The 25,691-nt window shown below is 70.9% G+C and carries 24 protein-coding genes; 13 read left to right on the forward strand and 11 right to left on the reverse strand.

The genetic code is table 11. From position 1 onward, the window contains the following. Positions 1 to 151: 151 nt before the first annotated feature. The 3 genes from ACM26Y_RS25200 (at position 152) to ACM26Y_RS25210 (ending at position 2,489) form a co-directional block, all read left to right on the forward strand. Entirely contained in the window at positions 152 to 727 is a 576-nt protein-coding gene (locus ACM26Y_RS25200) for a hypothetical protein (RefSeq protein ID WP_416062284.1), read from the forward strand. A 118-nt stretch (positions 728 to 845) separates the two neighbouring features. Then, on the forward strand, positions 846 to 1,502 hold the full coding sequence (locus ACM26Y_RS25205; RefSeq protein WP_003935017.1) for a TetR/AcrR family transcriptional regulator: 657 nt from the start codon (positions 846 to 848) through the stop codon (positions 1,500 to 1,502). A gap of 114 nt (positions 1,503 to 1,616) precedes the next feature. Further along, entirely contained in the window at positions 1,617 to 2,489 is an 873-nt protein-coding gene (locus tag ACM26Y_RS25210) for a spermidine synthase (RefSeq protein WP_416062285.1), read from the forward strand. Between the two features lie 5 nt (positions 2,490 to 2,494). Here the strand turns inward: ACM26Y_RS25210 and ACM26Y_RS25215 are convergent, their stop codons facing one another. Beyond that, the gene (locus ACM26Y_RS25215) at positions 2,495 to 3,523 is read right to left on the reverse strand and encodes a PHP domain-containing protein (protein WP_416062286.1); all 1,029 of its coding nucleotides are present in this window, start codon (positions 3,521 to 3,523) and stop codon (positions 2,495 to 2,497) included. A gap of 39 nt (positions 3,524 to 3,562) precedes the next feature. Here ACM26Y_RS25215 and ACM26Y_RS25220 point away from each other — a divergent pair, with 39 nt between their 5' ends. Further along, the gene (locus tag ACM26Y_RS25220; protein WP_416062287.1) at positions 3,563 to 4,225 is read left to right on the forward strand and encodes a SanA/YdcF family protein; all 663 of its coding nucleotides are present in this window, start codon (positions 3,563 to 3,565) and stop codon (positions 4,223 to 4,225) included. Positions 4,226 to 4,234: 9 nt separating this feature from the next. Beyond that, complete coding sequence (locus ACM26Y_RS25225; protein ID WP_054370778.1) at positions 4,235 to 4,906, forward strand: SDR family oxidoreductase; 672 nt, start codon at positions 4,235 to 4,237, stop codon at positions 4,904 to 4,906. A 29-nt stretch (positions 4,907 to 4,935) separates the two neighbouring features. On the opposite strand, the gene ACM26Y_RS25230 is transcribed toward ACM26Y_RS25225, so the two are convergent. From ACM26Y_RS25230 to ACM26Y_RS25250, 5 genes are all read right to left on the reverse strand, one after another. Next, positions 4,936 to 5,961 carry a DUF6777 domain-containing protein gene (locus ACM26Y_RS25230; RefSeq protein ID WP_416062288.1) on the reverse strand — a complete coding sequence of 342 codons (1,026 nt, stop codon included), beginning with the start codon at positions 5,959 to 5,961 and terminating at the stop codon, positions 4,936 to 4,938. Positions 5,962 to 6,012: 51 nt separating this feature from the next. Continuing rightward, positions 6,013 to 7,293: a hemolysin family protein gene (locus ACM26Y_RS25235; RefSeq protein ID WP_416062289.1), complete on the reverse strand. Its 1,281-nt coding sequence runs from the start codon at positions 7,291 to 7,293 to the stop codon at positions 6,013 to 6,015. A gap of 134 nt (positions 7,294 to 7,427) precedes the next feature. Beyond that, positions 7,428 to 7,811: a nuclear transport factor 2 family protein gene (locus tag ACM26Y_RS25240; protein ID WP_416062290.1), complete on the reverse strand. Its 384-nt coding sequence runs from the start codon at positions 7,809 to 7,811 to the stop codon at positions 7,428 to 7,430. Between the two features lie 148 nt (positions 7,812 to 7,959). Next, positions 7,960 to 8,973, reverse strand: a complete 1,014-nt coding sequence (locus ACM26Y_RS25245) for a hemolysin family protein (protein ID WP_040782353.1) — start codon at positions 8,971 to 8,973, stop codon at positions 7,960 to 7,962. Further along, the gene (locus ACM26Y_RS25250) at positions 8,966 to 10,336 is read right to left on the reverse strand and encodes a hemolysin family protein (RefSeq protein ID WP_416062291.1); all 1,371 of its coding nucleotides are present in this window, start codon (positions 10,334 to 10,336) and stop codon (positions 8,966 to 8,968) included. The genes ACM26Y_RS25245 and ACM26Y_RS25250 overlap by 8 nt, the downstream gene beginning before the upstream one ends. Before the next feature lie 275 nt (positions 10,337 to 10,611). On the opposite strand from ACM26Y_RS25250, the gene ACM26Y_RS25255 reads away from it, so the two are divergent. Further along, positions 10,612 to 11,427, forward strand: a complete 816-nt coding sequence (locus ACM26Y_RS25255) for an alpha/beta hydrolase (protein ID WP_003936687.1) — start codon at positions 10,612 to 10,614, stop codon at positions 11,425 to 11,427. A gap of 40 nt (positions 11,428 to 11,467) precedes the next feature. Here the strand turns inward: ACM26Y_RS25255 and leuS are convergent, their stop codons facing one another. Next, entirely contained in the window at positions 11,468 to 14,329 is a 2,862-nt protein-coding gene (leuS, locus tag ACM26Y_RS25260; RefSeq protein WP_416062292.1) for a leucine--tRNA ligase, read from the reverse strand. A 104-nt stretch (positions 14,330 to 14,433) separates the two neighbouring features. Between leuS and ACM26Y_RS25265 the strand changes: the two genes are divergently transcribed. Both ACM26Y_RS25265 and ACM26Y_RS25270 read left to right on the forward strand, forming a co-directional pair. Further along, positions 14,434 to 14,838 (forward strand): SdpI family protein, encoded by a 405-nt coding sequence (locus ACM26Y_RS25265; RefSeq protein ID WP_416062293.1) that lies wholly within the window; start codon positions 14,434 to 14,436, stop codon positions 14,836 to 14,838. Positions 14,839 to 14,942: 104 nt separating this feature from the next. Further along, entirely contained in the window at positions 14,943 to 16,076 is a 1,134-nt protein-coding gene (locus tag ACM26Y_RS25270) for a response regulator transcription factor (RefSeq protein WP_416062294.1), read from the forward strand. 23 nt (positions 16,077 to 16,099) lie between these two features. On the opposite strand, the gene ACM26Y_RS25275 is transcribed toward ACM26Y_RS25270, so the two are convergent. After that, positions 16,100 to 16,753, reverse strand: a complete 654-nt coding sequence (locus ACM26Y_RS25275) for a hemerythrin domain-containing protein (RefSeq protein ID WP_289381668.1) — start codon at positions 16,751 to 16,753, stop codon at positions 16,100 to 16,102. A gap of 116 nt (positions 16,754 to 16,869) precedes the next feature. On the opposite strand from ACM26Y_RS25275, the gene ACM26Y_RS25280 reads away from it, so the two are divergent. Further along, the gene (locus ACM26Y_RS25280) at positions 16,870 to 17,823 is read left to right on the forward strand and encodes a DUF1648 domain-containing protein (protein ID WP_416062295.1); all 954 of its coding nucleotides are present in this window, start codon (positions 16,870 to 16,872) and stop codon (positions 17,821 to 17,823) included. A 113-nt stretch (positions 17,824 to 17,936) separates the two neighbouring features. Beyond that, positions 17,937 to 19,325: a glutamate decarboxylase gene (locus tag ACM26Y_RS25285; protein WP_416062296.1), complete on the forward strand. Its 1,389-nt coding sequence runs from the start codon at positions 17,937 to 17,939 to the stop codon at positions 19,323 to 19,325. 52 nt (positions 19,326 to 19,377) lie between these two features. On the opposite strand, the gene ACM26Y_RS25290 is transcribed toward ACM26Y_RS25285, so the two are convergent. Both ACM26Y_RS25290 and ACM26Y_RS25295 read right to left on the reverse strand, forming a co-directional pair. Next, complete coding sequence (locus tag ACM26Y_RS25290; protein ID WP_054370794.1) at positions 19,378 to 19,986, reverse strand: YqgE/AlgH family protein; 609 nt, start codon at positions 19,984 to 19,986, stop codon at positions 19,378 to 19,380. Between the two features lie 54 nt (positions 19,987 to 20,040). Beyond that, entirely contained in the window at positions 20,041 to 20,736 is a 696-nt protein-coding gene (locus ACM26Y_RS25295; RefSeq protein ID WP_119700239.1) for a TetR/AcrR family transcriptional regulator, read from the reverse strand. Between the two features lie 130 nt (positions 20,737 to 20,866). Here ACM26Y_RS25295 and ACM26Y_RS25300 point away from each other — a divergent pair, with 130 nt between their 5' ends. After that, positions 20,867 to 21,793, forward strand: coding sequence for an NAD-dependent epimerase/dehydratase family protein (locus tag ACM26Y_RS25300; RefSeq protein WP_416062297.1), 927 nt, complete (start codon positions 20,867 to 20,869; stop codon positions 21,791 to 21,793). A 3-nt stretch (positions 21,794 to 21,796) separates the two neighbouring features. On the opposite strand, the gene ACM26Y_RS25305 is transcribed toward ACM26Y_RS25300, so the two are convergent. Then, positions 21,797 to 22,666, reverse strand: coding sequence for a class II glutamine amidotransferase (locus ACM26Y_RS25305; RefSeq protein WP_003936677.1), 870 nt, complete (start codon positions 22,664 to 22,666; stop codon positions 21,797 to 21,799). 121 nt (positions 22,667 to 22,787) lie between these two features. On the opposite strand from ACM26Y_RS25305, the gene ACM26Y_RS25310 reads away from it, so the two are divergent. Together ACM26Y_RS25310 and ACM26Y_RS25315 are read left to right on the forward strand one after the other, a co-directional pair. Next, the gene (locus tag ACM26Y_RS25310) at positions 22,788 to 24,065 is read left to right on the forward strand and encodes an MFS transporter (RefSeq protein WP_416062298.1); all 1,278 of its coding nucleotides are present in this window, start codon (positions 22,788 to 22,790) and stop codon (positions 24,063 to 24,065) included. Positions 24,066 to 24,138: 73 nt separating this feature from the next. Beyond that, entirely contained in the window at positions 24,139 to 25,656 is a 1,518-nt protein-coding gene (locus ACM26Y_RS25315; RefSeq protein WP_416062299.1) for a DUF4185 domain-containing protein, read from the forward strand. Positions 25,657 to 25,691: the final 35 nt, after the last annotated feature.

The raw sequence follows: 25,691 nt of genomic DNA on the forward strand, positions 1-25,691 counted from the left end.
CCGCTCGCGACGTGTCACCCCGTTCATGTCGACGCCGACCATTTCGACGCCGGCAGGGGAATTGCCACCGCGTCTCGGGGGCGGACCCAGCACGTCGGACAACCCCGGGCAGGTTCGTCGTCGGCGGGATGCTCATGACTGGAAGGTGAGGGTGCAGCAGTTGCTCGGACAAGGCAGATTCAAACCGATCGACGTGGTGAGCGAAGTGACCAGCGCGGCCGAGACGAACCGGAACGGGATTCCCGTGGAGCATGTCGTCGCGCTCCTGCGCGAGCGCGTGTACGGCGCGATGACGTGTTTGGCGACACTCGCCGTCCTCGTCCGCTACACGGCCCCCGAGACGAGCCCATGGGCTCCGTTCCTGGATGTCGCGGTGGCCACCGGCGGGCTCTGGGCGGCGAGCCTGCTGGCCGACTGGGTAGCACACCTCGGCGCGCACCACAGCGCTCCGCGCGGGAGGGCAGCGCTGCGGATGCTGCAGGCCTCCGGCCAGATTGTGGCGGCCGCGGTCTTGCCCCTGCTGATACTGGCGGCCGCCGCCGTCGGACTGCTGAGCACATCCACAGCGATGTGGATCGCGATGGGGATCCTCGTCGTCGAGCTCGGCGTAATTGCTCTTCTTGCCGTGCGGATGGCCCAGTTACGTTGGTGGCAGCAGCTGTCGACCATCATCGGCATGGTCGGTGCGGGAGTACTCGTGGTGGGAATCAAGATTCTCGCCCACTAGGTTGGACCGCGCCTGGCGACACATCGGGGCGTTCACCGAGGTTGAGGAATTCGTCAATATTGATGAGACGCCCGTAATATGGGCGTGGTCAGGCGGATCAGGAGAAGGGCGGACAGGCATGACCGAGCAGATCACCGATGCACCGAACCGCCTGGACCGACGCAAGGCGCGGACCCGTGCCGCACTCGTACGCGCAGCCCAATCATTCATGGCGGCAGGGAAACTGACCGCCCCGATCCTCGAGATCACCCAAGCCGCAGATGTCGGGATGGGGTCGTTCTACAACCACTTCAAGACAAAGGAGGAGCTTTTCCACGCTGCCGTGGAGGAGGCCCTCGACCGCCATGGCGCGGCGCTCGACGAACTGACCGCGGAGCTGGACGACCCTGCCCAGGTCTTCGCGCAGAGCTTCCGTCTGACCGGACGCCTCCATCGCAGGAATCCCGAACTGAGCAAGGTCCTGCTCAGCAACGGCCTGAGTCTGGTCAGCTCGGACAAAGGCCTGGCGCCGAGAGCTCGCCGAGACATCGAGGCAGCTTCCCGCTCGGGACGGTTCAGCGTGCGCGATCCCGAACTGGCCCTGACCATCGCAGCAGGGGCTGCACTGTGCCTGGGTCAACTGCTGCACGACCACCCCGAACGTGACGACGCGGAGGCCACCGACCAGGTCACCGAGGACCTGCTGCGCATGTTCGGCGTCTCGGCCGACGAAGCCCACGACATCTGCCGACGCCCCTTACCCGACGATCGACCTCGGGACGCAATCGGCACATAGCGTGCGCCGAGATGTCCGGACCTCCCGGTTGCTGTGCACACGCCGCCTCCAGCGACTCGGCCTGCCCGGCGACCGGCTCCCGACGGTCCTCCCGGCCCGGCTACCCTCGATCCCATGGGCAGGCAGCGGGAGCGTCGGGCCGCGGCGGGGTCCGGTCGCGGTCCGGCCGAGGGCATCCACGACATCGACACCGGCACCTGTGAACTCGTCAAGGATCGGTACCGGCCCGACGGCTGGGTGCTCGAGGTCAACGGCGTGCCCAGCTCCCATATCGATCTCACCGATCCCACGCTGCTCGAGTTCGAGTACATGCGGTGGATCGCTCACCTGCTCGAGTCGCAACGGCCGCGCGACGAACGGCTGCGGGTCCTGCACCTCGGCGGCGGGGCCTGCACGATGGCCCGCTACCTCGCCGCCACCTACCCGGACGCGCGGCAGGTGGTGGTCGAGATCGACGGCCGGCTCGCCGAATTGGTGCGGGACTGGTTCGACCTGCCCCGCGCCCCGCTGCTGCGGATTCGGGTGGGGGAGGCCCGCGCGGTCCTGACCTCCCTGACCGACGCGACCCGCGACGTGATCATCCGCGACGTCTTCGCGATCAACCGCACGCCCGTCGCGCTGACCACCGTCGAGTTCACCCGGCACGCCCGCCGGGTCCTCGATGCGGGCGGTGTCTACGTCGTCAACTGCGGTGACACCCGGGATCTGACCACCGCCCGGCGGGAAGCAGCCACCATCGGCAGCGTCTTCGCGCACACCGCGATCATCGCCGATCCCGCGATGCTCAAGGGCCGGCGCTACGGCAACATCGTCATCGCCGGCAGCGACGCACCGCTCGGCGAGTCACCGGCACTCGCCCGCGAACTGCTCGGCGGCGGCGTGCCCGCCCAGGTGTGGACCGACGCGCAGGTCCGCCGGTTCGCCGCCGACGCCCGCGTCCTTCTCGACGCCGAGTGCCGCCCGGACGGCGAAGTCGCGGCCGGCTGACCTCGTCACCGGGACCGGCCCGCGGTCCAGGCGAGCAGGTCGTCGACCGGCCAGGCGTTGACCACGTCCTCGGGTTCCACCCCGCGTTCGGCGGCGCGTTCACAGCCGTACCCGATCCAGTCCAGCTGACCGGGCGCGTGCGCGTCGGTGTCGATCGCGAAGCGGCAGCCGAGATTCAGCGCCAGGTCGATCAGCCGCTCCGGCGGGTCCTGCCGCTCGGGGCGGGCGTTGATCTCCACCGCCGTGCCGTGATCGCGGCACGCCGAGAACACCGCCTCGGCGTCGAAACGCGACTCCGGGCGGGTGCCGCGACCGCCCTGCACCAGCCGGCCCGTGCAGTGCCCGAGCACGTCGACGTGTGGATTCTGCACCGCCTTCAGCATCCGCTTCGTCATGATCGACCGGTCGGCCCGCAGATTCGAGTGCACGCTGGCCACCACGATGTCGAGTTCGGCCAACAGTCCCTCGTCCTGGTCGAGCGTGCCGTCGTCGAGGATGTCCACCTCGATCCCGGTGAGAATGCGGAAGGAGCTGCCGCTGTCGGCGAAGACCCGATTGAGATCGGCGACGACTCCCAGCTGGTTGCGCAGCCGCTCGGCGGTGAGACCGTTGGCCACCTTCAGCCGGGGTGAGTGGTCGGTCAGCGCGCAGTACCGGCGTCCGAGCGCTGCGGCGGTCCGCATCATCTCGGCGATCGGGCTGCCGCCGTCCGACCAGTCCGAGTGCACGTGGAGATCGCCCTGCAGGGCCTCGAGCAGGCCCACGCCGCCGCGGCCGATCGGCTCGGCCTCCTCGCGCAGTTGTCGCAGGTAGGCGGGTACGCCGTCGGAGGATTCGCGGATCACGGTGGCGGTCTTCGGCCCGATTCCGGACAGGGCCGTCCAGCTGTCCGCCCGGCGCCTCGCGGCACGTTCGTCCGGGTCGAGCCGGGCGACGATGTCGGCGGCGTGGCGGTACGCCTTCACGCGGTAGCTCTCGGCGCGGTCGCGTTCGAGCCAGAACGCGACCTCCCGCAGGGCGTCCACCGGGTCCATGCGTCCATTCTCGCCACGGTGGTCCGTAGCGTGGGGCGCATGCGCACAAATGCGAGGTGGCGACGGACACTGGCCGGAACCGCGATGGGGGTGGCCGGCGGGACGCTGGTACTGGCCGGCGTCGCCGCCCGGGTCGCGACGCCCGCGGCCGGCCGGTTGTACACCGTCGCCGATGCGCCGAGCGCGCCGGTGGTGATCGTGCCGGGTGCCCGCGTCCGGAACGGATGGCCCATGGCGATGCTGCGCGGACGCCTCGACGTGGCTGTCGCGCTGCTCGCGGACGGCCGCGCCTGCCGCGTGCTCGTCTCGGGCGACGCGGCAGGCCGCTCCGGGGACGAGATCGCGGCGATGACCGGCTATCTGGTGGAGCACGGCGTGGGACGGGAAGTGATCGCCACCGACCCGTACGGGCTCGACACGTACGACACCTGCCTGCGCGCCGCGCAGGTCTACGGGGTGACGACGGCGGTGATCGCCACCCAGGGATTCCATCTGCCGCGGGCCGTCGCGCTGGGGAGGCGGGCGGGGATCGACATGGCCGGGGTGATCGCGGAGTGCGACTGCCGGCTGCGCACCCGGGTGCGCAACGTCCTGCGTGAGTATGTGCTGTCGCGTCCGAAAGCACTTGTGGAGATGTATTTTCCGCGCCCTCCGCGCGTGACGGCGACCGCGGGCGAGGCGTCGGCCGGGATCCTCGCCTAGGGTCGTCGCATGCGACCTTCAGCCCTGATCACCGGTGGCAGCCGCGGCGTCGGCGCCGCCATCGCCCGGGAACTCGCCCCCAGCCACGACCTGCTGCTCGGCGGCCGCCGCGCGGAGTCGCTCCGGGCGATCTGCGCGGAGCTTCCGCAGGCGGCCCCGTGGCCGGTCGACCTGCTCGACCACGAGGCGGTGGCCGCGGCCTGCTCGGGAATCGACCGGTTGGACGTGCTGGTGCACAACGCGGGGCTCGCCGAACTCGGGACGATCGCCGACGGCGGAATCGCGCAGTGGCGGGAGATGTTCGAGGCGAACGTGGTGGCGGTGGTGGAGCTGACGCGGCTGCTCCTGCCGGCGCTCCGGGCTACGAAAGGCCATGTCGTGCTGCTCAATTCGGGGGCCGGGCTGAACGCGAAGGCCGGCTGGGGCGCATACGCCGCCAGCAAGTTCGCGTTGCGGGCCTTCGCCGACGTCCTGCGGCAGGAGGAGCCGGCGCTGCGGGTGACGTCGGTGCATCCGGGCCGGATCGACACCGACATGCAGCGTGCGATCGTTGAGAGCGAGGGCCGGACCTACGAACCGGAGCGCTTCCTGAAGGCGTCGACCGTGGCACTGGCGGTGGGGCAGGCCGTTCGGACCCCGTCGGACGCGCACCCGACCGAGATCGTACTGCGGCCCCGCTAGCCGTCGGCGCCGGAACGACAGCGTCGGCGTCAGAACGGCAGTGGAATCACGACCGGCGCCCCGTTCGGCAACTGGATGCGGATCTGGGGTGGCGGCGGTGGGGCAGGGGCCGGTACCGGGGCAGGGGCCGGTGCCGGAGGAGGTGGCTCCGGCGCAGGCGGTGGGGGAGGTGGTGGTGGGGGTGGCGGCGGTGGCGGCGGTGGAGGCGGTGGTTCCGGTGGCGGCGCCGGTGCCCGCGGCGCGGGCGCTGCGATCTCCGCGTCCGGCGCCGGCGGTACGGGTGCCGGTTCCGGTGCGGGCGGCGGTAGCGGGTCGGCAGCCCCGGGCGCCGGCTGCTTGGGACCGGCACCGATGGGCACCGCCAGCAGATTCCCGGTGGTGACGTCGACGACGGTCAGTTCGCCGACCGGCGCGGCTCCCGGCTGCACGACGAACAACCGCTCCTCGTCGAGGCCGGACCAGCGTTCCCCTTCGATCTCCTGACCCGAGGACAGAACGGGGGAGAGCAGGGGACTGCCCGGCGCACATCGCACGCGGGGCACTCCCCGGTCGTCGACCAGCACGACGGTTCCGGTCTCGAGGACCGACTGCACGGGCACCGCACGTCCCTCGCGGTACTCGTGATCGGTGACCCGGGTGTCCGCCCGCAGCAGCACCGGTGTCAGTGTGCGCAGGTATCCGCGGGCGTCGGCGATGTCGAACACGTCGAGCCAGGCCTCCCGCTTGACCGGGTCCTGCTCGAGCGTGCCGGCGAGCCGCTCCCGGTCGCACAGCTCACGCTCGAGGCTGCCGCCGTAGAGTCCGGTCCGGTCCCCGGACACCGTCACCGGGCCACCGTCGGGCACGGGAAGCTCGGCCTGCGGTGCCGGTGGAACGGCGACCGGCACCTGATCCGGCAGGAGCAGACCGCTCCACGGATGCTCGCCCCGCGAGGTCGCCAGGTCCAGGCGAACCAGCTCGGTCCGCGACGGACCGTCCGTGGAGCATCCCCCCACGGCGAGCGCAGTCAGCGCGAGTACCATCCCGAATCCGCGCGCAGCGGTGCCGGCGGCCACCCGCCCATGGTAGGCGGAACCCCTCCGCGCCTCGGGTGCTTTCGGTCGGCTTCAGCCGTCGGACGTCAGGCGCACGCGGGCGATCCGGTGGCCGTCCAGTTCGCTCACGGTGAGACGGTGACCGTCGAGGGTGATGCTGTCGCCGAGTCGTGGCAGGCGCTGGAGGCGGTGGACCACGCACCCCGCGACGGTCTCGTAGGGGCCCTTCGGCAGCCCAATTCCGGTGGCGCGTTCGAAGTCCTCGACGATCAGCAGACCGTCCACCTGCTGCGTGCCGGCCTGCGCCGGCGCGGACGGGGGCGCAGCCTGCTGGGTGGGTTCGAATTCGTCGCCGATCTCGCCGACGATCTCCTCGACGATGTCTTCGAGTGTCGCGATTCCGGCGGTGCCGCCGTACTCGTCGACGACTTGGACGATCTGGTCGTTGGTGTGTCGCATCAGCGACAGTGTCGCGAGCGCGGGTTTGGAGGCGGGCAGCGAGAGGATGGGCCGGCACACGTCGGCGACGGTCGGGGCGGTCGCCGGATCGGCGAGCAGCAGGTCACGCAGGTGCACGAAGCCCACGACGTCGTCGAGCGACGTGCCGACGACCGGATACCGGCTGTGCGCGCCTGCCAGTGCCTGTTCGCACGCCGCCGGGAGCGGGGTGTCGGCGGGTAGGAAGTCGACCTCGGTGCGCGGGCGCATCACCTCGAGCAGCGATCGCTGTCCGGCGTCGAACACCTCGGCGAGCACCGTGCGCTCGTCCTCCGGCACCGCCGAATGGCTGAGCAACAGATCGCGCAACTCCTCGTGGGTGATCTCCTCGGTCCGGCGCGCCGGATCGGCTCCGAGCAGCCGGACGAGCCCGTCCGTGGAGACCGACAACAGCCAGATCACCGGTCGCATCAGGGTGGCGAACCGGTCCAGGGCCGGTGCGGTCAGCAACGACACCCCGGTGGACCGTTGCAGGGCGATGCGCTTGGGGACGAGTTCACCGAGGACCAGGGAGAGGTAGGCGATCACCAGCGTGGTGCCGGTCAAGGCGACGGCGCTCGCCGCTGCGGCGGGCAGCCCCCACGATTCGAGCGAGGGGACGAGATCGGGGGCGATGGTGGAGGCACCGTAGGCGGCGGAGAAGAATCCGGCCACGGTGACGCCGATCTGCACCGCGGACAGGAAGCGGTTGGGGTTCTTCGCCAGCTCGGCCGTCCGGCGACCCCGCCGGCCCCGCTCCTCGAGCGCACGGATCTGGCTCTCCCGCAGAGACACCAGGGCCAGCTCGGTGCCGGCGAAGACGCCGCCGATCAGGACGAACACCAGGACCAGGAGGATGTCGGCGAACGCGGTCATGGCGGCCACCCGGGACCGTCGGCCATGTCGTGTCACCTCATCGGGAAGACGCGGGATACGACTTCCAGTCTAGGAGAGCCCCGACTATTCGGACACCGGCCGCACCTCGGGGCGGATGTTCCACGTGAAACAGCTCAGGAGGCGGGGACGGTCTGCATGTCCTCCTGGCTCCAGTAGGCCTTCATGCTGGTGATCCGGGCGTCGTCGTCGAACGTCATGACGTCGACGACCTCCATGACGAGGTCCTGCTCGCCGAGATGCGTGGTCAGCCGGAAGAGAAAGGCGGCGTTGCCGCCGGCGATCTTCAGGGTGAGCAGCTCGCCGGTCTGGTTGAGCGGCTCGATCATCGCGTAGAACTCGCGCAGGGCCGCCTCGGTGGTGCGCACGTCGGTGCCCACCGGGTCCTCGACCGTGGCTCCGGGAGCGTAGAGGGCGAGCACCTCGTCGGTGGTCCCCTTGGCCACCGACCTGATGTAGGACTCGACGGTGGCGCGGATCGCGGCGGGAGTGGGGGCCATGCGGAAACCTCCGTTGCTAGAACGCGTTCTAGCAACGGAGGTTAGCAGCGCACGCCGGGACTGGGAATGCCCGGCGTGCGCCGCTGCCTCGCGGCTGTGGGCCCGGAACGGCTCAGGGGCCCGGAACGGCTCAGGCGCTCGGAACGGCTCAGGCGTCCGCGTCGACCGTCGGCAGCAGCCGTTCGAGGACGTCGGCGAGGGTGATCAACCCGACCACCTGTCCGTCGTCGGTGACGGTAGCCAGGTGGTTGCGGGTCTCGCGCATGGTGCGCAGCGCCTCGTACACCGGCACCGTCGCCTCGAGCGTCAGCGCCGGGCGCATCAACTCGGCGGCGGTGATCCCCGCCGCGGCGTGCAGACTGTCCCGCACGTGCACCACCCCGTCCACATGTCCGTTGCCGCGCACGAGCAGGCGCAGGTGCCCGGTGCGCCGGGCGGTGTCCTGGATCTGCGCGGCGTCCGCGTCGGGCCGGACACTGCTCGGGCGGGCGTTGGGGCGGACGATGTCGCCGACGGTCAGCGCCTCGAGTTCGAGGGCGCTGGTCAGGTGGCCGTGGTAGCGCTCGTCGAGGGTGCCCACGGTGGCCGAGTGCTCGACCAGGTGCCGCAACGCATCCGGGTCCTGTCCGGTACCGACCTGGTCGACCGGGACGACACCGACCCGCCGCAGGCACCAGTTGGCCAGGTGGTTGAGCTGCACGATGACCGGGCGGGTGACCCACATGAACGCCCGCATCGGAAGCGCGAGCAGGGTCGCCGACTTCTCCGGGTGCGCGATCGCCCAGGACTTCGGGGCCATCTCGCCGACCACCAGATGCAGGAACGTCACGATGATCAGCGCCAGGACGAACCCGGCGACGTCCGCCAGCCACAGCGGCGCACCCCAGTTCTCGAAGGCCGGGGTGAGCCAATGGTGCACGGCGGGCTTGGTCACCGCGCCGAGGGCCAGGGTGCACACGGTGATGCCGAGCTGGGACCCGGCGAGCAGGACCGACAGTTCCGAGGCGCTGCGCAACGCCGCACGGGCCGAGCGGCTGTGCGGGGCGGCGTCCTCGAGGCGGTGCCGGCGCGCGGCGATGAGCGCGAACTCCACCGCGACGAAGAAGGCACTCGCCGCGATCAGGCCGACCGTCACCGCGAGCACGATCCAGGGGTTACTCATCGTCGCTCACCTCGTGATCGGTCCGTACGGTCACCAGCACCGACGCCGGCACGTGCCGGTCGATCCCACGGACCTCCGCGAGCAGGGTCCGCGTCGGGGGCGAGTTCCCGTGCACCAGTTCGGCCGGATCGGGTTCGAGCGGGATCGCGACGGTGTCGCCGACGGCGGGCAGGCCGCCGAACTCGGCGATGACCAGCCCGGCGAGGGTCTCGAAGTCGCCCTCCGGCAGCTCGTGGCCGAGGGTGCGGGCGACCTCGTCGAGGTGCACGTCGCCGCGGATCACCCAGCCCTCACCCTGACGGGTGATCACCTGCGTCTCGACGGCGGTGTCGTGCTCGTCGGCGATCTCCCCGACGAGTTCCTCGGCCATGTCCTCGACGGTGACGATCCCGGCGAAGCCGCCGTACTCGTCGACCACCAGGGCCATCTCCTCGTGCCCCTCGGTGAGCCGGGCCAGCACGTCCGGCAGCGGCAGGGTGGTGGGCACGATCACCGCGGGCCGGCACACCGCTCCGGCCGTCCCGGCCGAGGTGTCACGTGCGAGCAGATCGTGCAGGTGCACGACCCCGCGCAGATCGTCGGCGGACTCACCGACCACCGGGTACCGGGTGTGCCCCGCGCTCATCCGCGTCAGCACCTGCGTGATCGGCTCCCCGGCCCGGACGTAGTCCACCCGCGCCCGCGGGATCATGGCGTGCTCGGCGGTGCGGGTCGGGAAGTCGAGGATCCGGTCGAGCAGCGTCGACAACTCCTTGGGCAGCTCGCCGGCCTCCCGGGATTCGGCCACGATGTGCTCGAGGTCGCGGACGGTGGCCGAGTGCTCCACGTCGTGCACCGGTTCGATCCGCAGCGCGCGCAGCAGCAGGTTCGACGAGGCGTCGAACAACTTGATCAGCCAGCCGAACAGTTTCAGATACAGCGTGGTCGACAGCGCCAGCCACCGCGCGACCGGCTCGGGCCGTGCGATGGCCAGGTTCTTCGGGAACAGCTCACCGAACACCATCTGCACCACGGTCGAGAACAGCACCGCCAGCACCGTGCCGACCGCCACTCCGACCGCGGTGGGGATCCCGACACCGCCGAGGAGTTCGCCGAGGCCGCTGCCGATGAGCGGTTCGGCGACGTAGCCGACGAGCAGGCCGGTGACCGTGATGCCCAGCTGAGCGCCGGAGAGCATGAAGGAGGTGCGGCGGGTGACCGACAGGGCGCGGGCAGCGGCAGTGTCACCGGCTTCGGCACGCGCCTTGAGCCGGGACCGGTCCACCGCCATGTAGGCGAATTCCTGGGCCACGAAATAGCCGGTCAGGGCCGTGATGGCCAGGACCACGAGGATGCCGAGTGCGATACCGAGGGCGGTCAGCACGGTCGGCTCCGATGGGCGGCGACGGACGGGCCGTCACTCGGGGGCGGGGAGGGTCTTCGAGGTTTGCGCTTGGCGCGTCTCATGGCTCTCTCTGCGATAGACGACGAATTCCTGTCACAGAATACGACGAACCGGGCCGCGGACGAGTTCCCGCGTGCGATGCCGACCCGGTCACAGCGTCCGGTGTCGGGCCCGACACCCGGCGCGGATACCGCGCCGGAGCCGCCGGTAGTGCTTGGCTGTCCTGGCACACGGCCACACCACGAGGAGCCTCGATGAGCGAGACCACCACCTTCCCCCTGCCCGGGCACGCCGGCACTCTGGACGCCCGGTGCTGGTACCACGACCACCCGCGGTACGTCGTGCTGCTGTGCCACGGCTACGGCGAGCACGCCGGTCGCTACGAGTACGTGGCGACCCGGCTGGTCGCCGACGGTGCCGTGGTCTACGCCGTCGACCATGCAGGGCACGGGCTCAGCGACGGCGAACGCGTCCTGATCGAGGATTTCGAGAGGGTCGTCGACGACTTCCGCCTGCTCCACGCCAAAGCCCGCAGCGAGCATCCCGGCCTGCCCGTGGTGCTCGTCGGGCACTCGATGGGCGGGATGATCGCCGCCCGGTACGCGCAGCGCTACGGCTCCGAACTCGCCGCGGTGGTCCTGTCCGGCCCGGTGCTGGGCCGCTGGCCCGCGCTCGAAGCGATGCTCGCGGCGGAGGAGATCCCGGACGCCCCCATCGACCCGTCGACGCTGTCACGCGATCCGGAGGTGGGCCGCGCATACGTGGAGGATCCGCTCGTGTGGCACGGCCCGTTCAAGCGGCCGACCGTCGAGGCGCTGCAGTACTGTCTCGACGCGATCACCGCCGCCGGTGCTGTCGGCGACGTGCCCGTGCTGTGGCTGCACGGCGAGGACGACCTGCTCGTCCCGATCGCGGGCAGCCGCGAGGGCTGGGCCACGTTTGCCGGACCGCGGTCGACGTCGAAGGTGTATCCCGGTGCGCGGCACGAGATCTTCAACGAGACCAACCGCGACGAGGTGCTCGACGACGTGGTCGATTTCGTGCGCGGTGTCCTTCCGGATCGGAGGTGATCCGGAAGGACACCATGTCAGCCCACCGTGTCACAGCGCGTCAGCGCACCACGTTCACCATCTTGCCCGGCACGACGATCACCTTCCGGGGCGCCGCACCCTCGAGGAGAGCGGTGATCTTCTCGTCCGCGAGGGCGGCGGCCTCGATCGCCTCCCGGGCCGCGTCCGCCGGCACGGTGATGCGGCTGCGCACCTTGCCGTTGACCTGGATCGGGTACTCGACCGTGTCCTCGACGAGCCACTTCTCGTCCGCGACGGGGAAGGGGCCGTGCGCGAGCGACTCGGTGTGCCCGAGCCGGGACCACAGTTCCTCGGCGAGGTGCGGGGCGACGGGCGCCAGCATGAGCACGAGCGGTTCCACCGCCGTCCGCGGCGCACCGTCCGGGTACGCCTTGGTGAGGTGGTTGGTGTACTCGATCAGCTTGGCGATGGCAGTATTGTCGCGCAGGCCCGCGTAGTCGTCGGACACACCCGCGATCGCTTTGTTGAGGGCGCGCAGGGTCTCGTCGGTCGGCTCGGCGTCGGTGACCCGCAGCGTGCCGGTCTCCTCGTCGATCGCGGCTCGCCACACCCGCTGCAGGAACCGCTGCGCGCCGACGACGTCCTTGGTCGCCCACGGCCGGGACTGGTCCAGCGGGCCCATCGACATCTCGTACACCCGCAGCGTGTCGGCGCCGTAGTCGTCGCAGATCTGGTCCGGCCCGACGGAGTTCTTCAGGGACTTGCCCATCTTGCCGTACTCGCGGCGCACTTCCTCGCCCTGGTAGAGGAACTTCCCGTCGCGCTCCTCGACCTCCTCGGCGGGCACGTACACGCCACGCGAATCGGTGTAGGCGTACGCCTGGATGTAGCCCTGGTTGAACAGACGCCGGTACGGCTCGGACGAGGTGACGTAGCCGAGGTCGAACAGCACCTTGTGCCAGAACCGCGCGTAGAGCAGGTGCAGCACGGCGTGCTCGACACCGCCGACGTACAGGTCGACGCCGCCGGGGTCGTGCGGACCGTGGATCTGCGGACGCGGACCGGTCCAGTACGCCTCGTTCTCCTTGGCGCAGAACTCGTCGCTGTTCGTCGGATCGATGTAGCGGAGCTGGTACCACGAGCTGCCGGCCCACTGCGGCATCACGTTGGTGTCGCGCGTGTAGTGCTGCAGCCCCTCACCGAGGTCGAGCTCGACGTTCACCCACTCCTCGGCCTTGGCCAGCGGCGGCGACGGCTCGGAGCTCGCGTCCTCGGGATCGAACGACACCGGCGCATAGTCCTCGACGTCCGGAAGTTCCACCGGCAGAGCCGATTCCGGCAGGGCGTGCGGGTTGCCGTCGGCGTCGTAGACGATGGGGAACGGCTCGCCCCAGTACCGCTGCCGCGCGAACAGCCAGTCCCGCAGCTTGTACTGGATGGTGCCGGTGCCCGCGCCGGACTCCTCGAGCGTCGCGATGATCGCCTTCTTCGCGTCCGCGACGCTCAGCCCGTTCAGCTCACCGGAGTTCACGAGGGTTCCGTCGCCGGTGTACGCCTCTTGCGAAATATCGCCTCCCGCAATCACTTCCACGATCGGCAGACCGAACTCGGTGGCGAACTCCCAGTCGCGCTGATCGTGACCGGGCACGGCCATGATCGCGCCCGTGCCGTACCCGGTGAGCACGTAGTCCGCGATGAACACCGGCAGCACCTGCCCGTTCACCGGGTTGACGGCGTAGGCGCCGAGGAAGACGCCGGTCTTCTCCTTGCTCTCCTGTCGCTCGAGATCGGACTTCGCGGCGATCGACGCCCGGTAGCCGGCGACGGCCTCGGCGGGGGTGGCAGCGCCACCGGTCCAGCGCTCGTCGACCCCCTCCGGCCACGCGCCGGCGACGATCTGGTCGACGAGCGCGTGCTCGGGCGCCAGCGTGACGTAGGTGGCGCCGAACAGGGTGTCGGGGCGGGTGGTGAACACCTCGATGTCGTGGCCGGTCTTTGCATCGCCCGCGCCCCGCACCGCGAACTTCACCTGCGCCCCGTGCGAGCGCCCGATCCAGTTGCGCTGCATGGTCTTGACCTTCTCGGGCCAGTCCAGGTACTCGAGGTCGTCGATGAGCCGGTCGGAGTAGGCGGTGATCCGCATCATCCACTGCTGCAGGTGCTTGCGGAACACCGGGAAGTTGCCGCGCTCGGAGCGGCCGTCGGCGGTGACCTCCTCGTTGGCCAGCACCGTGCCCAGACCCGGGCACCAGTTGACGAGGGAGTCCGAGCGGTACACCAGCCGGTACTCGTCGAGGGCGGCGAGCCGCTCGGCCTGCGACAGCGACGACCAGTCGCGTCCGTCCGCGAGCGTGCGGGTGCCGGCGTCGAGTTCGGCGGCGAGCTCGTCGATGCGGCGAGCCCGGTTCTGCTCCGGGTCGTACCAGGCGTTGTAGATCGTCAGGAAGATCCACTGGGTCCAGTGGTAGAAGTCGACGTCCGTCGTGGCGACCGAGCGGCGCTCGTCGTGGCCCAGCCCCAGCCGGCGCAGCTGCCGCTGCATGTTCTCGATGTTGGCTTCGGTCGTGGTGCGCGGGTGCGTGCCGGTCTGCACCGCGTACTGCTCGGCCGGCAGTCCGAACGCGTCGTAGCCGAGCGTGTGCAGGACGTTGTGGCCCAGCATGCGGTGGTACCGGGCGTAGACGTCGGTGGCGATGTAACCGAGCGGATGCCCGACGTGCAGGCCGGACCCCGAGGGGTAGGGGAACATGTCCTGCACGAACAGCTTGTCGTCGGGGACGTCGCCGGCGAGCGGACCGACCGGGTTCGGCGCGTTGAACGTGCCACGCTCGCGCCACTGATCCTGCCACCGCTGCTCGATCCGACCGGCGAGATCGGCGGTGTATCGGTGCTGCGGGGTGGCGTCGGACGACGATGTGGAGGGCTGCACAGGACGAGTCACGGTGGTCGCTATCTACTTGGCTGACGTCGGTTACCTCCGACCAGGGTAGAGCGTGGCCTGCCCCGGCCCGACCAGCGGCTGCGTCTCCCACGTATCCTCGAGGGGTGTTGATCGTCGCCCTCGTACTGTTCGTGCTCGCTCTCGTCGTCGCCGGGGTCGCCGCCGCGGGTCTGACCGGACGGCTGCCGCGCAACCGGTGGGCGGGTGTGCGTACTGCGGAGGCCCTGCGCGACGAGAAGACGTTCGCCCTGGCCAACAAGGTCGCCGCTCCCAGCCAGCTCGGTGCGGCGGGCCTGCTCGTCCTCGGCGGCGTGGGCGCGCTCACGCTCGACACGGTCCCGGGCCTGATCGCTGTCGTGGGCGCCGGTATCGCCGCCTTCTTCACCGCCGGTGTCGGCGGTTCCATCGGTGCCCGCGTCGCGGCCGCCAGCGCGCCGGCCGAGACCGCCGGCTGCGGCGCGTCGTGCGGGGCGTGCAGCCTGCGCGGCGCCTGCGAGCCGACCGCCTGAGCAAGGCCCCCGCCTGAGCGCAGCGGGAGGCGCGGCGACACCGCCCGAGCGCAAGGATCTGCGGGAGGGTTCCCGAGCGCGCGTTCGGGCGCGATACTGACAGGGTGACCCCGGCACTGGCCGGCGCCCGATTGAGGTCCACGATCCGCGATGCGGCCGCCGCGGCGACGGACTCGACCGAGTTCCGGGAGGTCGTCCTGGACGCGATCCGCGCCCGGGTGCCCTACGACGGTGTCTGTCTGGCCACCATCGATCCCGCCGTGCTGATCCCCACCGCGCTGACGACGCGCGGCTACGAGACACCGCGGGTGTACGCGACGGCCCTGGAACTGGAGTACGGTCCCGATCCGGAGCCGAGCCGCTTCGGCTCGCTGGTGGGGCGGGCGGTCCCCATCCGCACCCTCCGGCAGGTGACGGGCGACCATGTGACGAGCAGCCGCCACTACGCCGACCTGCTCGCGCCGAGCGGCCTGCACGACGAGGTCCGCATGCTCTTCCGCGGTCGCGACGGCGCGTGCTGGGGCGCGTGCACGATGGCCAGGCGACCGGGTTCGGAGTTCGCCGACGAGGAACTCGACACTCTGGGCGCCGTCCTCGTCGACATCGGGGAAGGGTTGCGCACCACGTTGTTCCGCAGCAGCGCGCATGTCCCGGCCCCAGGCCCGGACGGACCGGCGGTGGCGATCGTCGGACCCGACGACGAGTTCGAGTCGGTCACCGCTTCCGCCCTGGAGTACTTCGAACGACTCGGCTGGGGCCCGCGCGGCAATCCCGAGACCGGTGCGCCCGCGGTGTCTGCAGCATTGTGGCTGCGGCGCTCGGGGGCGGATGCCACCGTCCTGCGGGCCCGTACCCTCGACGGGGAATGGCTCGTGATCCGCGTCGGACGATTCGACAGCGAGCATCCGCCCCGGCGGGTGCTGATGACCGTGGAACGGGCGCAGCTACCCGAGATCGTCACCCTGGTGGCGGCGGCACACGGACTGACGCGGCGTGAATCCGAGGTTCTCGCCTTGCTTCTCGCCGGCAAGACCCGTCACGAGATCGCCCGCTCGCTGGGCATCAGCCCGTACACCGTGCAGGACCATCTGAAGGCGGTGTTCGCCAAGACCGGCGTCAACAGCCGCGCGACCCTGGTCGCCAAGCTCGCACAAACCGAGTACGTGCCCCGTCTGGGCACCCCCGTCGGCGCCGACGGCTTCTTCGAGCAGCCGCAGCAGCCGGACCCGGTGAACTGAAGCCGGCGCCTCGGGGGCGGCCGTCACCCCCAGCGGCGTACGCGCTGGTAGCGCGGGTTCCACCAGAAGCGGTGGACGAGCCGCAGCGGCACGGGCAATTCGCTCAGCACCCGGCGCGCCTGCTCGGGGGTGGCGCCCTCGACGACGTACGGCCCCAGCTGCGCGATGTCGCTGTAGGCAAGTTCCTTCACCGAGGCCTTGGAGAGCGCGCGCCATTCCGGGACGGTGATCACCTCCCGGATGAGCGGGAACGCGTCGCGCTCCTCGTGCGCGAGGTGCGACCGCAGCAGTCCGACGAGGTCGTCGATGCGATGAGGCACCTGCTCCGGCCCGTGCTCCCGATCGTCGAACGCCGCCTCGAGCGCGGCGAGCGTCGGATCGATGAGAGAGTGCTCGGCCTCCATGTCGTCGAGCACCACGAGATCGTCCGGCCGGTCGGCGAGTTTGCGGCGCATCAGCGGCCAGATGTGCGTGTCCTCGATCCGGTGATGGTGGTGCAGTTCCCGGCTGAAACCGTGCCAGCCGACCAGCAGCGCATCGTGGACTTCGTCGGTCTCGGTGCCGTAGGTCTGTGCCACGTTCGCCAGGCGTCCGACGTCGCGCCGGAACGCCGCGTGCAGCAATGTCATCACGTCCATGTCGTCGTCGGTCAGGGCAGTGGACTTGGTGGTGGTCATGTCGGCCTCGATCCTGTCGTGCTCGAGTTCTCTCTACGAGCCTGCAGCCCCGGGCACAGGCCCTCAATCCCCCGTTCGTGGGGGTGGTCGACGACGCCGTTTCCTACGCTGGGGCCGTGACCACCCGCCGCGTGATCGACCCCGCCGGGGCCCTGTTCGGACTGGGCCTGCCCCTCGTCGCCGCCGCGGCGACACTGCTGCTGACCCGGGTGTGGGAATCGCGGCTGCCCCCGCGGATCGCGACGCACTGGTCCGGGTCCGCACCGGACGGACTCTCGGACCCGGTCTCGTTCTCGTGGACGATGGCGCTGGTGATCCTGCTGGTCGGCGGCGGCTGCAGCGCGATCGCGGCGCTGGCCCCCGCGATGCTGCTGATGCGCCGCTACATGCTGGTGCTCGGTCTCGGCGTGACCGGCCTGCTGTCCACCCTGGGTGCGACGGTGCTCGCGAGCCAACTGGACACCCCGGCCGAACAGGCACGGCTGCCGATGTGGAGTATCGGCGCGGGCGTCGCGCTCGGCGTCGCCGCCGGGGTGCTCGGCGCGTCCCGGTTGCGGGATCACCGGGTCCGGCGGCCGGCAACCGGCCGCCCGGATCCGGCGCTGCCGCGGGGGCCGGTCGAGCTGCCGATCGTCGAGCAGGTCGGTACCGGGACGCGCACCACTGTGGCGCTTGCGGCGCTGGTGGTGGCACCTGCCGTCGTCGTGTGCGGCGCGGCGCGCAGCTGGTGGCCACTGGCGATCTTCCTGCCGGTCGCCGCGCTCGTGCTGAGCCTGCTGCGCTTCCGCGTCGTCGTCGACGGCGCGGGCGTGCGGGTGCAGAACCTGGGAATGACGGCGGTGGACTACGACCTCGACGAGATCGTCGGCGCGCGGGTCGCGCACGTGCGTCCCTTCCAGGACTGGGGTGGGTGGGGACTGCGCACCAAGGGGCGGGGCCGGTACGGCCTCGTCACGATCACGGGTCCCGCGCTGGTGCTCATCGTCGCCGGCGGGCAGGAGTTCACCGTCACCGCGGCGCAGGCGGAACGCATGGCCGGCGCGCTGAACGCGCTCGCCGACCGTCGCTGACCGACCGTCGGCGGATGCCGCTTCCCGAACACGCCGCGAGTCCGCGGCCGATCCGGTCTAATGGGAGCGATTGCCGACGAGTACAGCGATAGCCGACGAGTACGGAGGCCGACGTGAGCCATCGGAAGCGGTTGCACCCGGACGGAGTCCTCGCACCGGCGTACACCGGGCGCCTCGACAGCGAGCCGGTTCCGGCGCTACGGTTGCCGGCGCACTCGATGGACCCGGCGGAGGCGTACCGGTACATCCACGACGAACTGATGCTCGACGGCAGTTCGCGGCTGAACCTCGCCACATTCGTCACCACGTGGATGGAGCCGCAGGCCGGCGTGCTCATGGCCGAGACGTTCGACAAGAACCTCATCGACAAGGACGAGTATCCGGCGACGTCGGCGATGGAGGAGCGCTGCGTGGCGATGGTCGCCGAGCTGTTCCACGCGCCGGGCCTGTCCGACGTCGACCCGGGTACGGCGACGGGCGTGTCCACGATCGGCTCGAGCGAGGCGGTGATGCTCGCCGGGCTGGCGCTCAAATGGCGCTGGCGGGCCCGGCGGCAGGCCGCGGGACAGGACACAGCACGCCCGAACCTGGTGCTGGGCAGCAACGTTCAGGTGGTGTGGGAGAAGTTCTGCCGCTACTTCGACGTGGAGGCGAAGTATCTGCCGATGGAACCCGGACGGTACGTCGTCACCCCGGAGCAGGTGCGAGAGGCGGTGGACGAGAACACGATCGGGGTGGTCGCGATCCTCGGCACGACGTACACCGGTGAGCTGGAGCCGGTCGCCGAGATCGCCGCCACGCTCGACGACGTGGCCGCCTCGGGAGGTCCCGACGTGCCGCTGCACGTGGATGCGGCCAGTGGGGGCTTCGTCGTGCCGTTCCTGCAGCCGAAACTGAAGTGGGACTTCCGGGTGCCGCGCGTGGTATCGATCAACGTCAGCGGCCACAAGTACGGACTGACCTATCCGGGCATCGGATTCGTGGTGTGGCGCGACAAGGAACACCTGCCCGAGGAACTGGTCTTCCGGGTCAACTATCTCGGCGGCGACATGCCCACCTTCACCCTGAACTTCTCGCGGCCGGGAAACCAGATCGTCGGCCAGTACTACAACTTCCTGCGGCTCGGCCGCGACGGGTATCGCCGGGTGATGGAGACGCTGCGCTCCACCGCCAGCCGCCTGGCCGAGCAGCTCGCCGGGCTGGAGGGAATGCGCGTGATCTCCGACGGTACCGCCATCCCGGTGATCGCATTCGAGCTGACCGGCGATCCGGGGTTCACCGTATTCGACATCTCGCACGAGCTGCGGGCGGGCGGCTGGCAGGTGCCCGCGTACACCATGCCGGCCGACGCCGAGGAGGTTGCGGTGCTGCGGATCGTGGTCCGGGAGGGGTTCAGTGCCGACCTCGCGCGGCAGCTGTTCGCCGACATCGAACGGGTGTGTACCGAATTGCGCAAGGAGGGTCCGCTCCGGCACTCCAGCGAGCAGCACTTCGCGCACTGAGCTCTCACTTCGCGCACCGGGCCCTCACTTCGCACACCGAGCCCTGGAGCGTTCAGTTCCGTTCGACCTCGATGGGGTGGGTGGCCAGCAGCGCGAGCGGCAGCGGCTGCCGGCGCAGCACCCGCGCCCACAGGTCGACCCGGGGCGGCCCGAGGATGTCCTGGGGGAGGGCGGAGATGACCATCCAGTCGTCGTTGCCGAGCTCGCCGTCGAGCTGCCCGGCGCTCCATCCGGCGTAGCCGGCGAAGATGCGGATGCCTTCGACGAGCGGGGCGATGACGGCCGGATCGGAGTCGAGGTCGATCATGACCACCCGCCCGTCGATCCGGCGCACCCCCGGCACCCCGTCGACCGAGACGCCGACGCGCAGCGTACCCAGGCACAGAGCAGAGTCCCGCCGGACGGGACCGCCGACGTAGAGCGCCTTGGGCGCGGCGCTGAGCTCCGTCCACTGCGGCAACACGGCTTGGACCGCGGTGTCGCTGGTGCGGTTGAGCACCACGCCGAGACTGCCCACGTCCCCGTGCTCGACGATGTAGACGACGGTGCGCCGGAAGGTCGGCTCGACGAGGTCGGTGGCCGACACGAGCAGCGTTCCGGGTCGGACGGCCGGTGTCGCCGGTGCCGTGCGGTCCTCGGGTTCGTCCTGATGCTGCGCCACCCCGACATCATCCCACCGTCGCCGACGCGGCGTGGCGGCAAGGCGGGGAGACGTTCAGGAGAGACCGGCGGTCTCGGCGAGTACCGCGAGGTGATGGTCGAACAACTGCTCGGGGTCGGTGAAGGAGTCGGTGCCGTACTGGCCGAAGACCTCGAAGTTCACGGCCCCGAACAGGGCAGCCCAGACCAGCACACCGCGGGCCAGGGCCGCGTCGGGGACACCGGAACCGAGTGCGGCGCGGATCCGGCCGAGATCGGTGGTGAGGCTGTCCGGCACGGCGACGGTGGCCGGGACGCGGAGGGCGCCGGCGGCGTACGCGGCGTCGAGGATACGGACGAGCCGGACGACGACGCGGGTGCCCGGGCCCGTGGTCTGCTCTGCGGGAGCGTGGTACCCGGGAACCGGACTGCCGAACAACAGGGCGTAGCGCGCGGGTTCGCGTAGCGCCCAGGTCCGCACCGCGCGGCCGAGGACGCGGAACTGCTCGGCGTGGGCGTCGACGGCGACGTCGGCGAGCGCGTCGTCGACGGTGTCGGCGAGTTCGGTGTAGCCGTCGACGACGAGGAGGGTGAGCAGTTCGTCGCGGCTCGCGACGTAGCGGTACACCGCCGAGGAGACGACGCCGAGGTCGCGGGCGACGGCGCGCAACGACAGGGCGGCGGCGCCGTGGGTGGCGAGATGTTCGCGGCCGATCCGCAGGATGTCGGCCATCGTCTGCCGGCGGGCGCGGGCGCGGGGGGTTCCGGTCATGGCTTTCACCCTGCCAGATTCGTGAGCACTGTCAACAAAAGTGAGCACTGCTCTTGACTTTCCTCGCCGCGGCGCGCATTGTTGTCCCCGAACAGAGAGCAGTGCTCACACTTCGAAGGAGCTGGACACCATGTCGAATCTGCAGGTCGTCACCGGCGCCGGTCCCGTCGGCTGGACCGTCGCCGAACAACTCGCCGACCGGGGCCACCGCGTCCGCGTCCTCACCCGGTCCGGCAGTGGTCCGGAACATCCGCTCGTCGAGCGCCGCCGGGTCGACGTCTCCGATCCCGCCCGGCTCGGTCCCGCCCTCGAGGGCGCCGGGGCCGTGTACCACTGCATCCACGGCTCCGCCTACCGCGCCGACACCTGGGAACGCGAACTGCCGGACGCGGAGCACACCGTTCTCGAGGCGGCCGGGCGCACGGGCGCAGTCGTGGTCTTCCCCGAGAGCCTGTACTCGTACAGCGAACCCGAACGGGTCATGACCGAGGCGTCGCCGCGCGCGAGCACCACCGGCAAGCGGGGGGTACGGGCCCGGTTGCTGGACCGCCGTGCCGAGAGCGACACCCCGACCGTCAGCGTGGTCGCGTCCGACTTCTTCGGACCCCACGCCCGCAACGCCCACGCGGGCGAGCGGATGGTGCCGACCGTCCTGGCCGGGCGCAGCCCCCGCGTACTCGGCTCACCCGACGTCCCGCACTCGTTCACCTACGTGCCGGACCTGGCGGCCGCCATGATCGCGGCCGCGGCGAAGCCGGCGGCGTGGAACCGCGTCCTGCACGCCCCCACCGGCCCGGCCGACACCCAGCGCGAACTCGTCGCCGCGTTCGCCGCCGCGGCGCAGATGCCGGCTCCGAAGGTGGGCACGATCCCCACCTGGCTGCTGCGTGCCGCCGCACTGGTGAACCGCGACGCCCGCGAACTGGCCGAGATGCTCTACCAGTTCACCGATCCGTTCGTCATGGACTCCACGTACAGCGAGGAACTCCTCGGCCTGCGCCCGACGCCGCTGCCCGAGGCCGCGGCCGCGACGGTGCAGTGGTGGCGCGAGCAGTGAAGCTCACTTCCCGGTCTGGGACGCGGCCGCCCGCTCGTCGAGGTCCGCAAGGGTGATCGGGTGCCGCGGGGGCTCGTCGACGACGACGGTGCGGGTCACCCGGAGTTCGCCGTCGACGTGCAGCAACTCCCCGCTGCGCAGGTCCGACCAACCCGGATCCTCGTCCATTCGCTCGCTGGCGACCACGACCGCCGGTTGCCGCGCCAGGTGGCCCGAACGCACGCGGACCGTGCCGGCCTCGCTGGCATGCTCGAGGTGGCGGCCTCCGTGCGGGCCACCGGCGGGACGCTCGAGGACGAACAGGTCGTGGGTGTCCGGATACCGCAGCGCCCACAGCTCCGTCGCGGTCGTCAGGACCACGTTCAATGCGTAGACGGGCAGATTTTCGGCGGCCCACCGGACCGCGGCCGTCAGGCCGGCACCGACGTCGCCGCCGTGCTCGTCGATGCGGCGGGTGACGAGCGCGAAGAACCGCTCCGAGTCCGTCTCGCCCGCCACGAGATCGCGGTACGGGCCGAGTTCGGCCTCGAGCCGCGGCAGGTCGCCGAGGACACCGTTGTGGGCGAACAGCCGCCCGCGCTGCTCGAACGGATGCGTGTTGCCCACGTCGAGACCCCCGGTCGAGGCGAACCGGATGTGCGCGACGAACGTCTGGGAACGCCGCTCCTTCGCCTCGGTGGCGAACGCGCGGTCCTCGTACGCCGCCAGCGGTTGCTTCTCCACCACCGGGCGGCCGTCGTCGGCGAACGTTCCGAGACCGGTGCCGTCGGGTTCGCGCCGGCTCTGGCGGGCCAGCGAATCGGACGCGTCGAGCAGCCAGAACGTGGCGTGTACCCGGTGCGGCGCGGCGGTCAGCCCGAACAGTCGGCACATGGCGGTGGGTCCCCTCTTCCGGAAGTTGCCGGTTGCGCCGAGGGTAGGCCGGGGGACGTGGCGGGGGAGGCAGAACCGTCGCAGCGAGACGACCCGCGCCGGACGGATAGTGTCGGACACTGTGCGGGAGTCGAGGCGGCAGGCGTGGCGCTCCACGGCGACGGCGCTGCGCCGGTCGCCCGGACTGGCCCGCCTGACGACCGTCCGCTTCGCCAGTCAGTTCGGTGACGGGCTGTTCCAGGCGGCGCTCGGTGGGGCGATCCTGTTCAATCCCGAGCGCCAGACCGATCCCGCCGCGATAGCGGCCGGATTCGCGGTGCTGCTGCTGCCGTACTCGGTGGTCGGACCGTTCGCCGGCGCCCTGCTCGACCGGTGGGACCGTCGCCTGGTGCTGGTCGTCGCCAACGCCCTGCGCGGCGTGCTCATCCTCGCGATGTCGGCGCTGCTGCTCACCGGTGGCGGTTCCACCCCACTGCTGCTGCTCGCCCTCGCCGCCGTCGGTGTCAGTCGCTTCGTGCTCGCCGGGGTCTCGGCGTCCGTCCCGCATGTGGTGCGTCAATCATGGCTGGTGCCGGTCAATTCCGTGCTCGCCACGGTGGGCTCGGGAATCTCCGCGGTCGGGGCCGGCGTCGCGGTCACCACGATCGGTCTCGTGGGGGAGGGCGACTTCGGTTCCGGGGTGGCTGTGGCCCTCGGCGTCAGCGGATCCGTGGTTGCCGCGCTCGCCGCCGGCGGCTTCGCCCGTCACGCGCTCGGTCCCGACCGGGCCGTGCAGCGTCACCCGATCCGCGCCGTCGCCGCCGGCCTGCACACCGGCGCCACGGCGGTGTGGGAGGCGCCGGGCGTCACCGTCGCGATGATCGGCATCGGCGCGCACCGCATCGTCTTCGGCATCGACACGCTCGTCATGGTGCTGGTGCTGCGCGACGCCGACGGTGCCACACTGCCGGGCGGGCTCGTCGGGTTCGGTGTCGCCGTCGGAGCCACCGCCGCCGGGATGCTCGTCGCGGCGGTCGCCGCCCCGCTCGTCATCCCCCGCCTCGGCCGGCCCCGCACCGTCGTCACGGCACTGGCGTGTGCGGGCATCGTCCAGCTCGTCCTGGTCACCGGGTTCGACGAGACGGCACTGCTCGCCGCCGCGTTCCTGCTGGGTCTCGCCGGTCAGACCGTCAAGCTCACCGGGGACGCCGCGATGCAGATCGAGATCGACGACGCCCGGCGCGGACAGGTGTTCGCCCTGCAGGACACCGTGTTCAACATGGCATTTCTCGCGGCGATCGTCGCGGCCGCCCTGGTCGTCGCGCCGGACGGCCGCAGCACGCTGCTCGCGCTCGCCGGAGTGGCGGTGTATGCCGGCGGGCTCGTCGCGGCAACGGCGGTTCGCCGCCTGCGCATGTGAGTCTCCACGGTTTCGGGCGCCGGATTTGTTAGGTTCGCGGGGCATTTTCCCGAGCATCCCGGAGGAGAACGCCATGGCACGCAGGCACCGCACACCGCTGTCGGCGCTCGCCCTGGTCTCGTTGGCTCTGCCGCTGCTCGCGGTGCCCGGCCACGCATCGGCCGCCCCGCCGGTCAACTCGTGCGGGGAACAGGGCTTCGACCCGGCCGTGGAGCCGCCGGACCCCGGCGCGCCGCAGCTGCCGCGGATCGACATCCCGCCCGTCGTGAAGATTCCCCTGCCGTACCCCGAGATCGTCCCGGTCCCGGTCCCCGGACCGGAACCCGACGACACCCGCGTGCCGCAGGAGCCGTTACCCGCCGATCCGTGCGCCGACCCGTGCCCGGATCCGGGTCTCGCGCCGGACGCTCCCGATGCCCTCTCGAGTGGCTCGAGTGGGTCCGCCGGCTCGAGCGGATCCTCGAGTTTCCTGCCGCGCGTCGAACTCGATCCGCAGCCGGAGACGATCCCGATCCCCGTGCCCGGCCCGCCGGGTGCACCCGTCCCGCCGGCCCCGCCCCGGGAGAATCCGCCGTTCGAGCCGGGCACGGTCACCGCCCGTCCGTCCGCGCCCGTCGTCGGCGACGTCGAACTGGTTTCCCAGCTCACCGGTCCCGGCTCGGAGAATCGCACCGACGCGCGCTGGGCCGTGCACGGCACCGATCTCGGCATCGTGTGGGAGACGCGCCCCGGCGAGGTGGCCCTCGCCTTCGGCGACACCTTCGGTGCGCAATGGTCCCCGCCGGGCGGGGCCGGCGGCGACTGGCGCAGCAACGTCCTGGCGTTCAGCCGCGATGCGGACCTGTCGGACGGCCTCACCATCGACGCGATGGTGCAGGACAGCCCGTGCCACGCCGCGGAGATCCTCGATGCGCGGCATGTGAAGAACTTCGAGACCACCGTCATCCCCACCTCCGGATTCGCGATCGGCGACCGCCAGTACCTGAGTTACATGTCCGTGCGACGGTGGAGCGTCGTGCCGGGCATGTGGTACACGAACCACGGCGGCATCGCCTACTCCGACGACCACGGACAGACATGGGTGAAGGATCCACATGCCCGCTGGGACAACGTGTTCGGACTGGGCCGGTTCCAGGTGGCGACGATGGTGCCGCACGGCGACCACGTCTACATGTTCGGCACTCCGAACGGCCGCATCGGATCGGTGGGCCTGGCCCGCGTGCCGGTCGACGGCGTGCTCAACCCTTCCGCGTACCAGTACTGGGTACACGACCGCTGGATGCCGGTCTTCGAGCAGCTCGCCACCCCGCTCGCCGACGGAGCGGCGAGCGAACTGTCGGTGCGGTTCGACGCCGCGCGGGGCCGCTGGCAGATGAGCTACCTGGACCCGATCGCCGGCAACATCGTGCTGCGCGAATCGGATTCACCTCAGGGCCACTGGTCCGATGCCACACCGCTGGTACGGACGACCGACTACCCGAAAGCCTACGGCGGCTTCATGCACCCCTGGTCCGACGGCACGGACCTGTACTTCACCGTGTCGGAGTGGGACAGTTACAACGTCTACCTGATGCGCGCCCGCCTGGGCTGAATCCGACTGCGCCGCAGCGGCGCCGAGCGAACGTA

Origin of the sequence: Rhodococcus indonesiensis, assembly GCF_047782815.1 — a bacterium.
Taxonomy (GTDB): domain Bacteria; phylum Actinomycetota; class Actinomycetes; order Mycobacteriales; family Mycobacteriaceae; genus Rhodococcus; species Rhodococcus indonesiensis.

Coding starts and splice junctions, on each gene's coding strand:
- ACM26Y_RS25275 (WP_289381668.1), bottom strand. CDS start 16,753: ATGACCACCACCAAGTCCACTGCCCTGACCGACGACGACATGGACGTG.
- ACM26Y_RS25315 (WP_416062299.1), top strand. CDS start 24,139: ATGGCACGCAGGCACCGCACACCGCTGTCGGCGCTCGCCCTGGTCTCG.
- ACM26Y_RS25255 (WP_003936687.1), top strand. CDS start 10,612: ATGAGCGAGACCACCACCTTCCCCCTGCCCGGGCACGCCGGCACTCTG.
- ACM26Y_RS25305 (WP_003936677.1), bottom strand. CDS start 22,666: ATGTGCCGACTGTTCGGGCTGACCGCCGCGCCGCACCGGGTACACGCC.
- ACM26Y_RS25235 (WP_416062289.1), bottom strand. CDS start 7,293: ATGACCGCGTTCGCCGACATCCTCCTGGTCCTGGTGTTCGTCCTGATC.
- ACM26Y_RS25215 (WP_416062286.1), bottom strand. CDS start 3,523: ATGGACCCGGTGGACGCCCTGCGGGAGGTCGCGTTCTGGCTCGAACGC.
- ACM26Y_RS25220 (WP_416062287.1), top strand. CDS start 3,563: ATGCGCACAAATGCGAGGTGGCGACGGACACTGGCCGGAACCGCGATG.
- ACM26Y_RS25225 (WP_054370778.1), top strand. CDS start 4,235: ATGCGACCTTCAGCCCTGATCACCGGTGGCAGCCGCGGCGTCGGCGCC.
- ACM26Y_RS25245 (WP_040782353.1), bottom strand. CDS start 8,973: ATGAGTAACCCCTGGATCGTGCTCGCGGTGACGGTCGGCCTGATCGCG.
- ACM26Y_RS25240 (WP_416062290.1), bottom strand. CDS start 7,811: ATGGCCCCCACTCCCGCCGCGATCCGCGCCACCGTCGAGTCCTACATC.
- ACM26Y_RS25300 (WP_416062297.1), top strand. CDS start 20,867: ATGTCGAATCTGCAGGTCGTCACCGGCGCCGGTCCCGTCGGCTGGACC.
- ACM26Y_RS25295 (WP_119700239.1), bottom strand. CDS start 20,736: ATGACCGGAACCCCCCGCGCCCGCGCCCGCCGGCAGACGATGGCCGAC.
- ACM26Y_RS25210 (WP_416062285.1), top strand. CDS start 1,617: ATGGGCAGGCAGCGGGAGCGTCGGGCCGCGGCGGGGTCCGGTCGCGGT.
- ACM26Y_RS25205 (WP_003935017.1), top strand. CDS start 846: ATGACCGAGCAGATCACCGATGCACCGAACCGCCTGGACCGACGCAAG.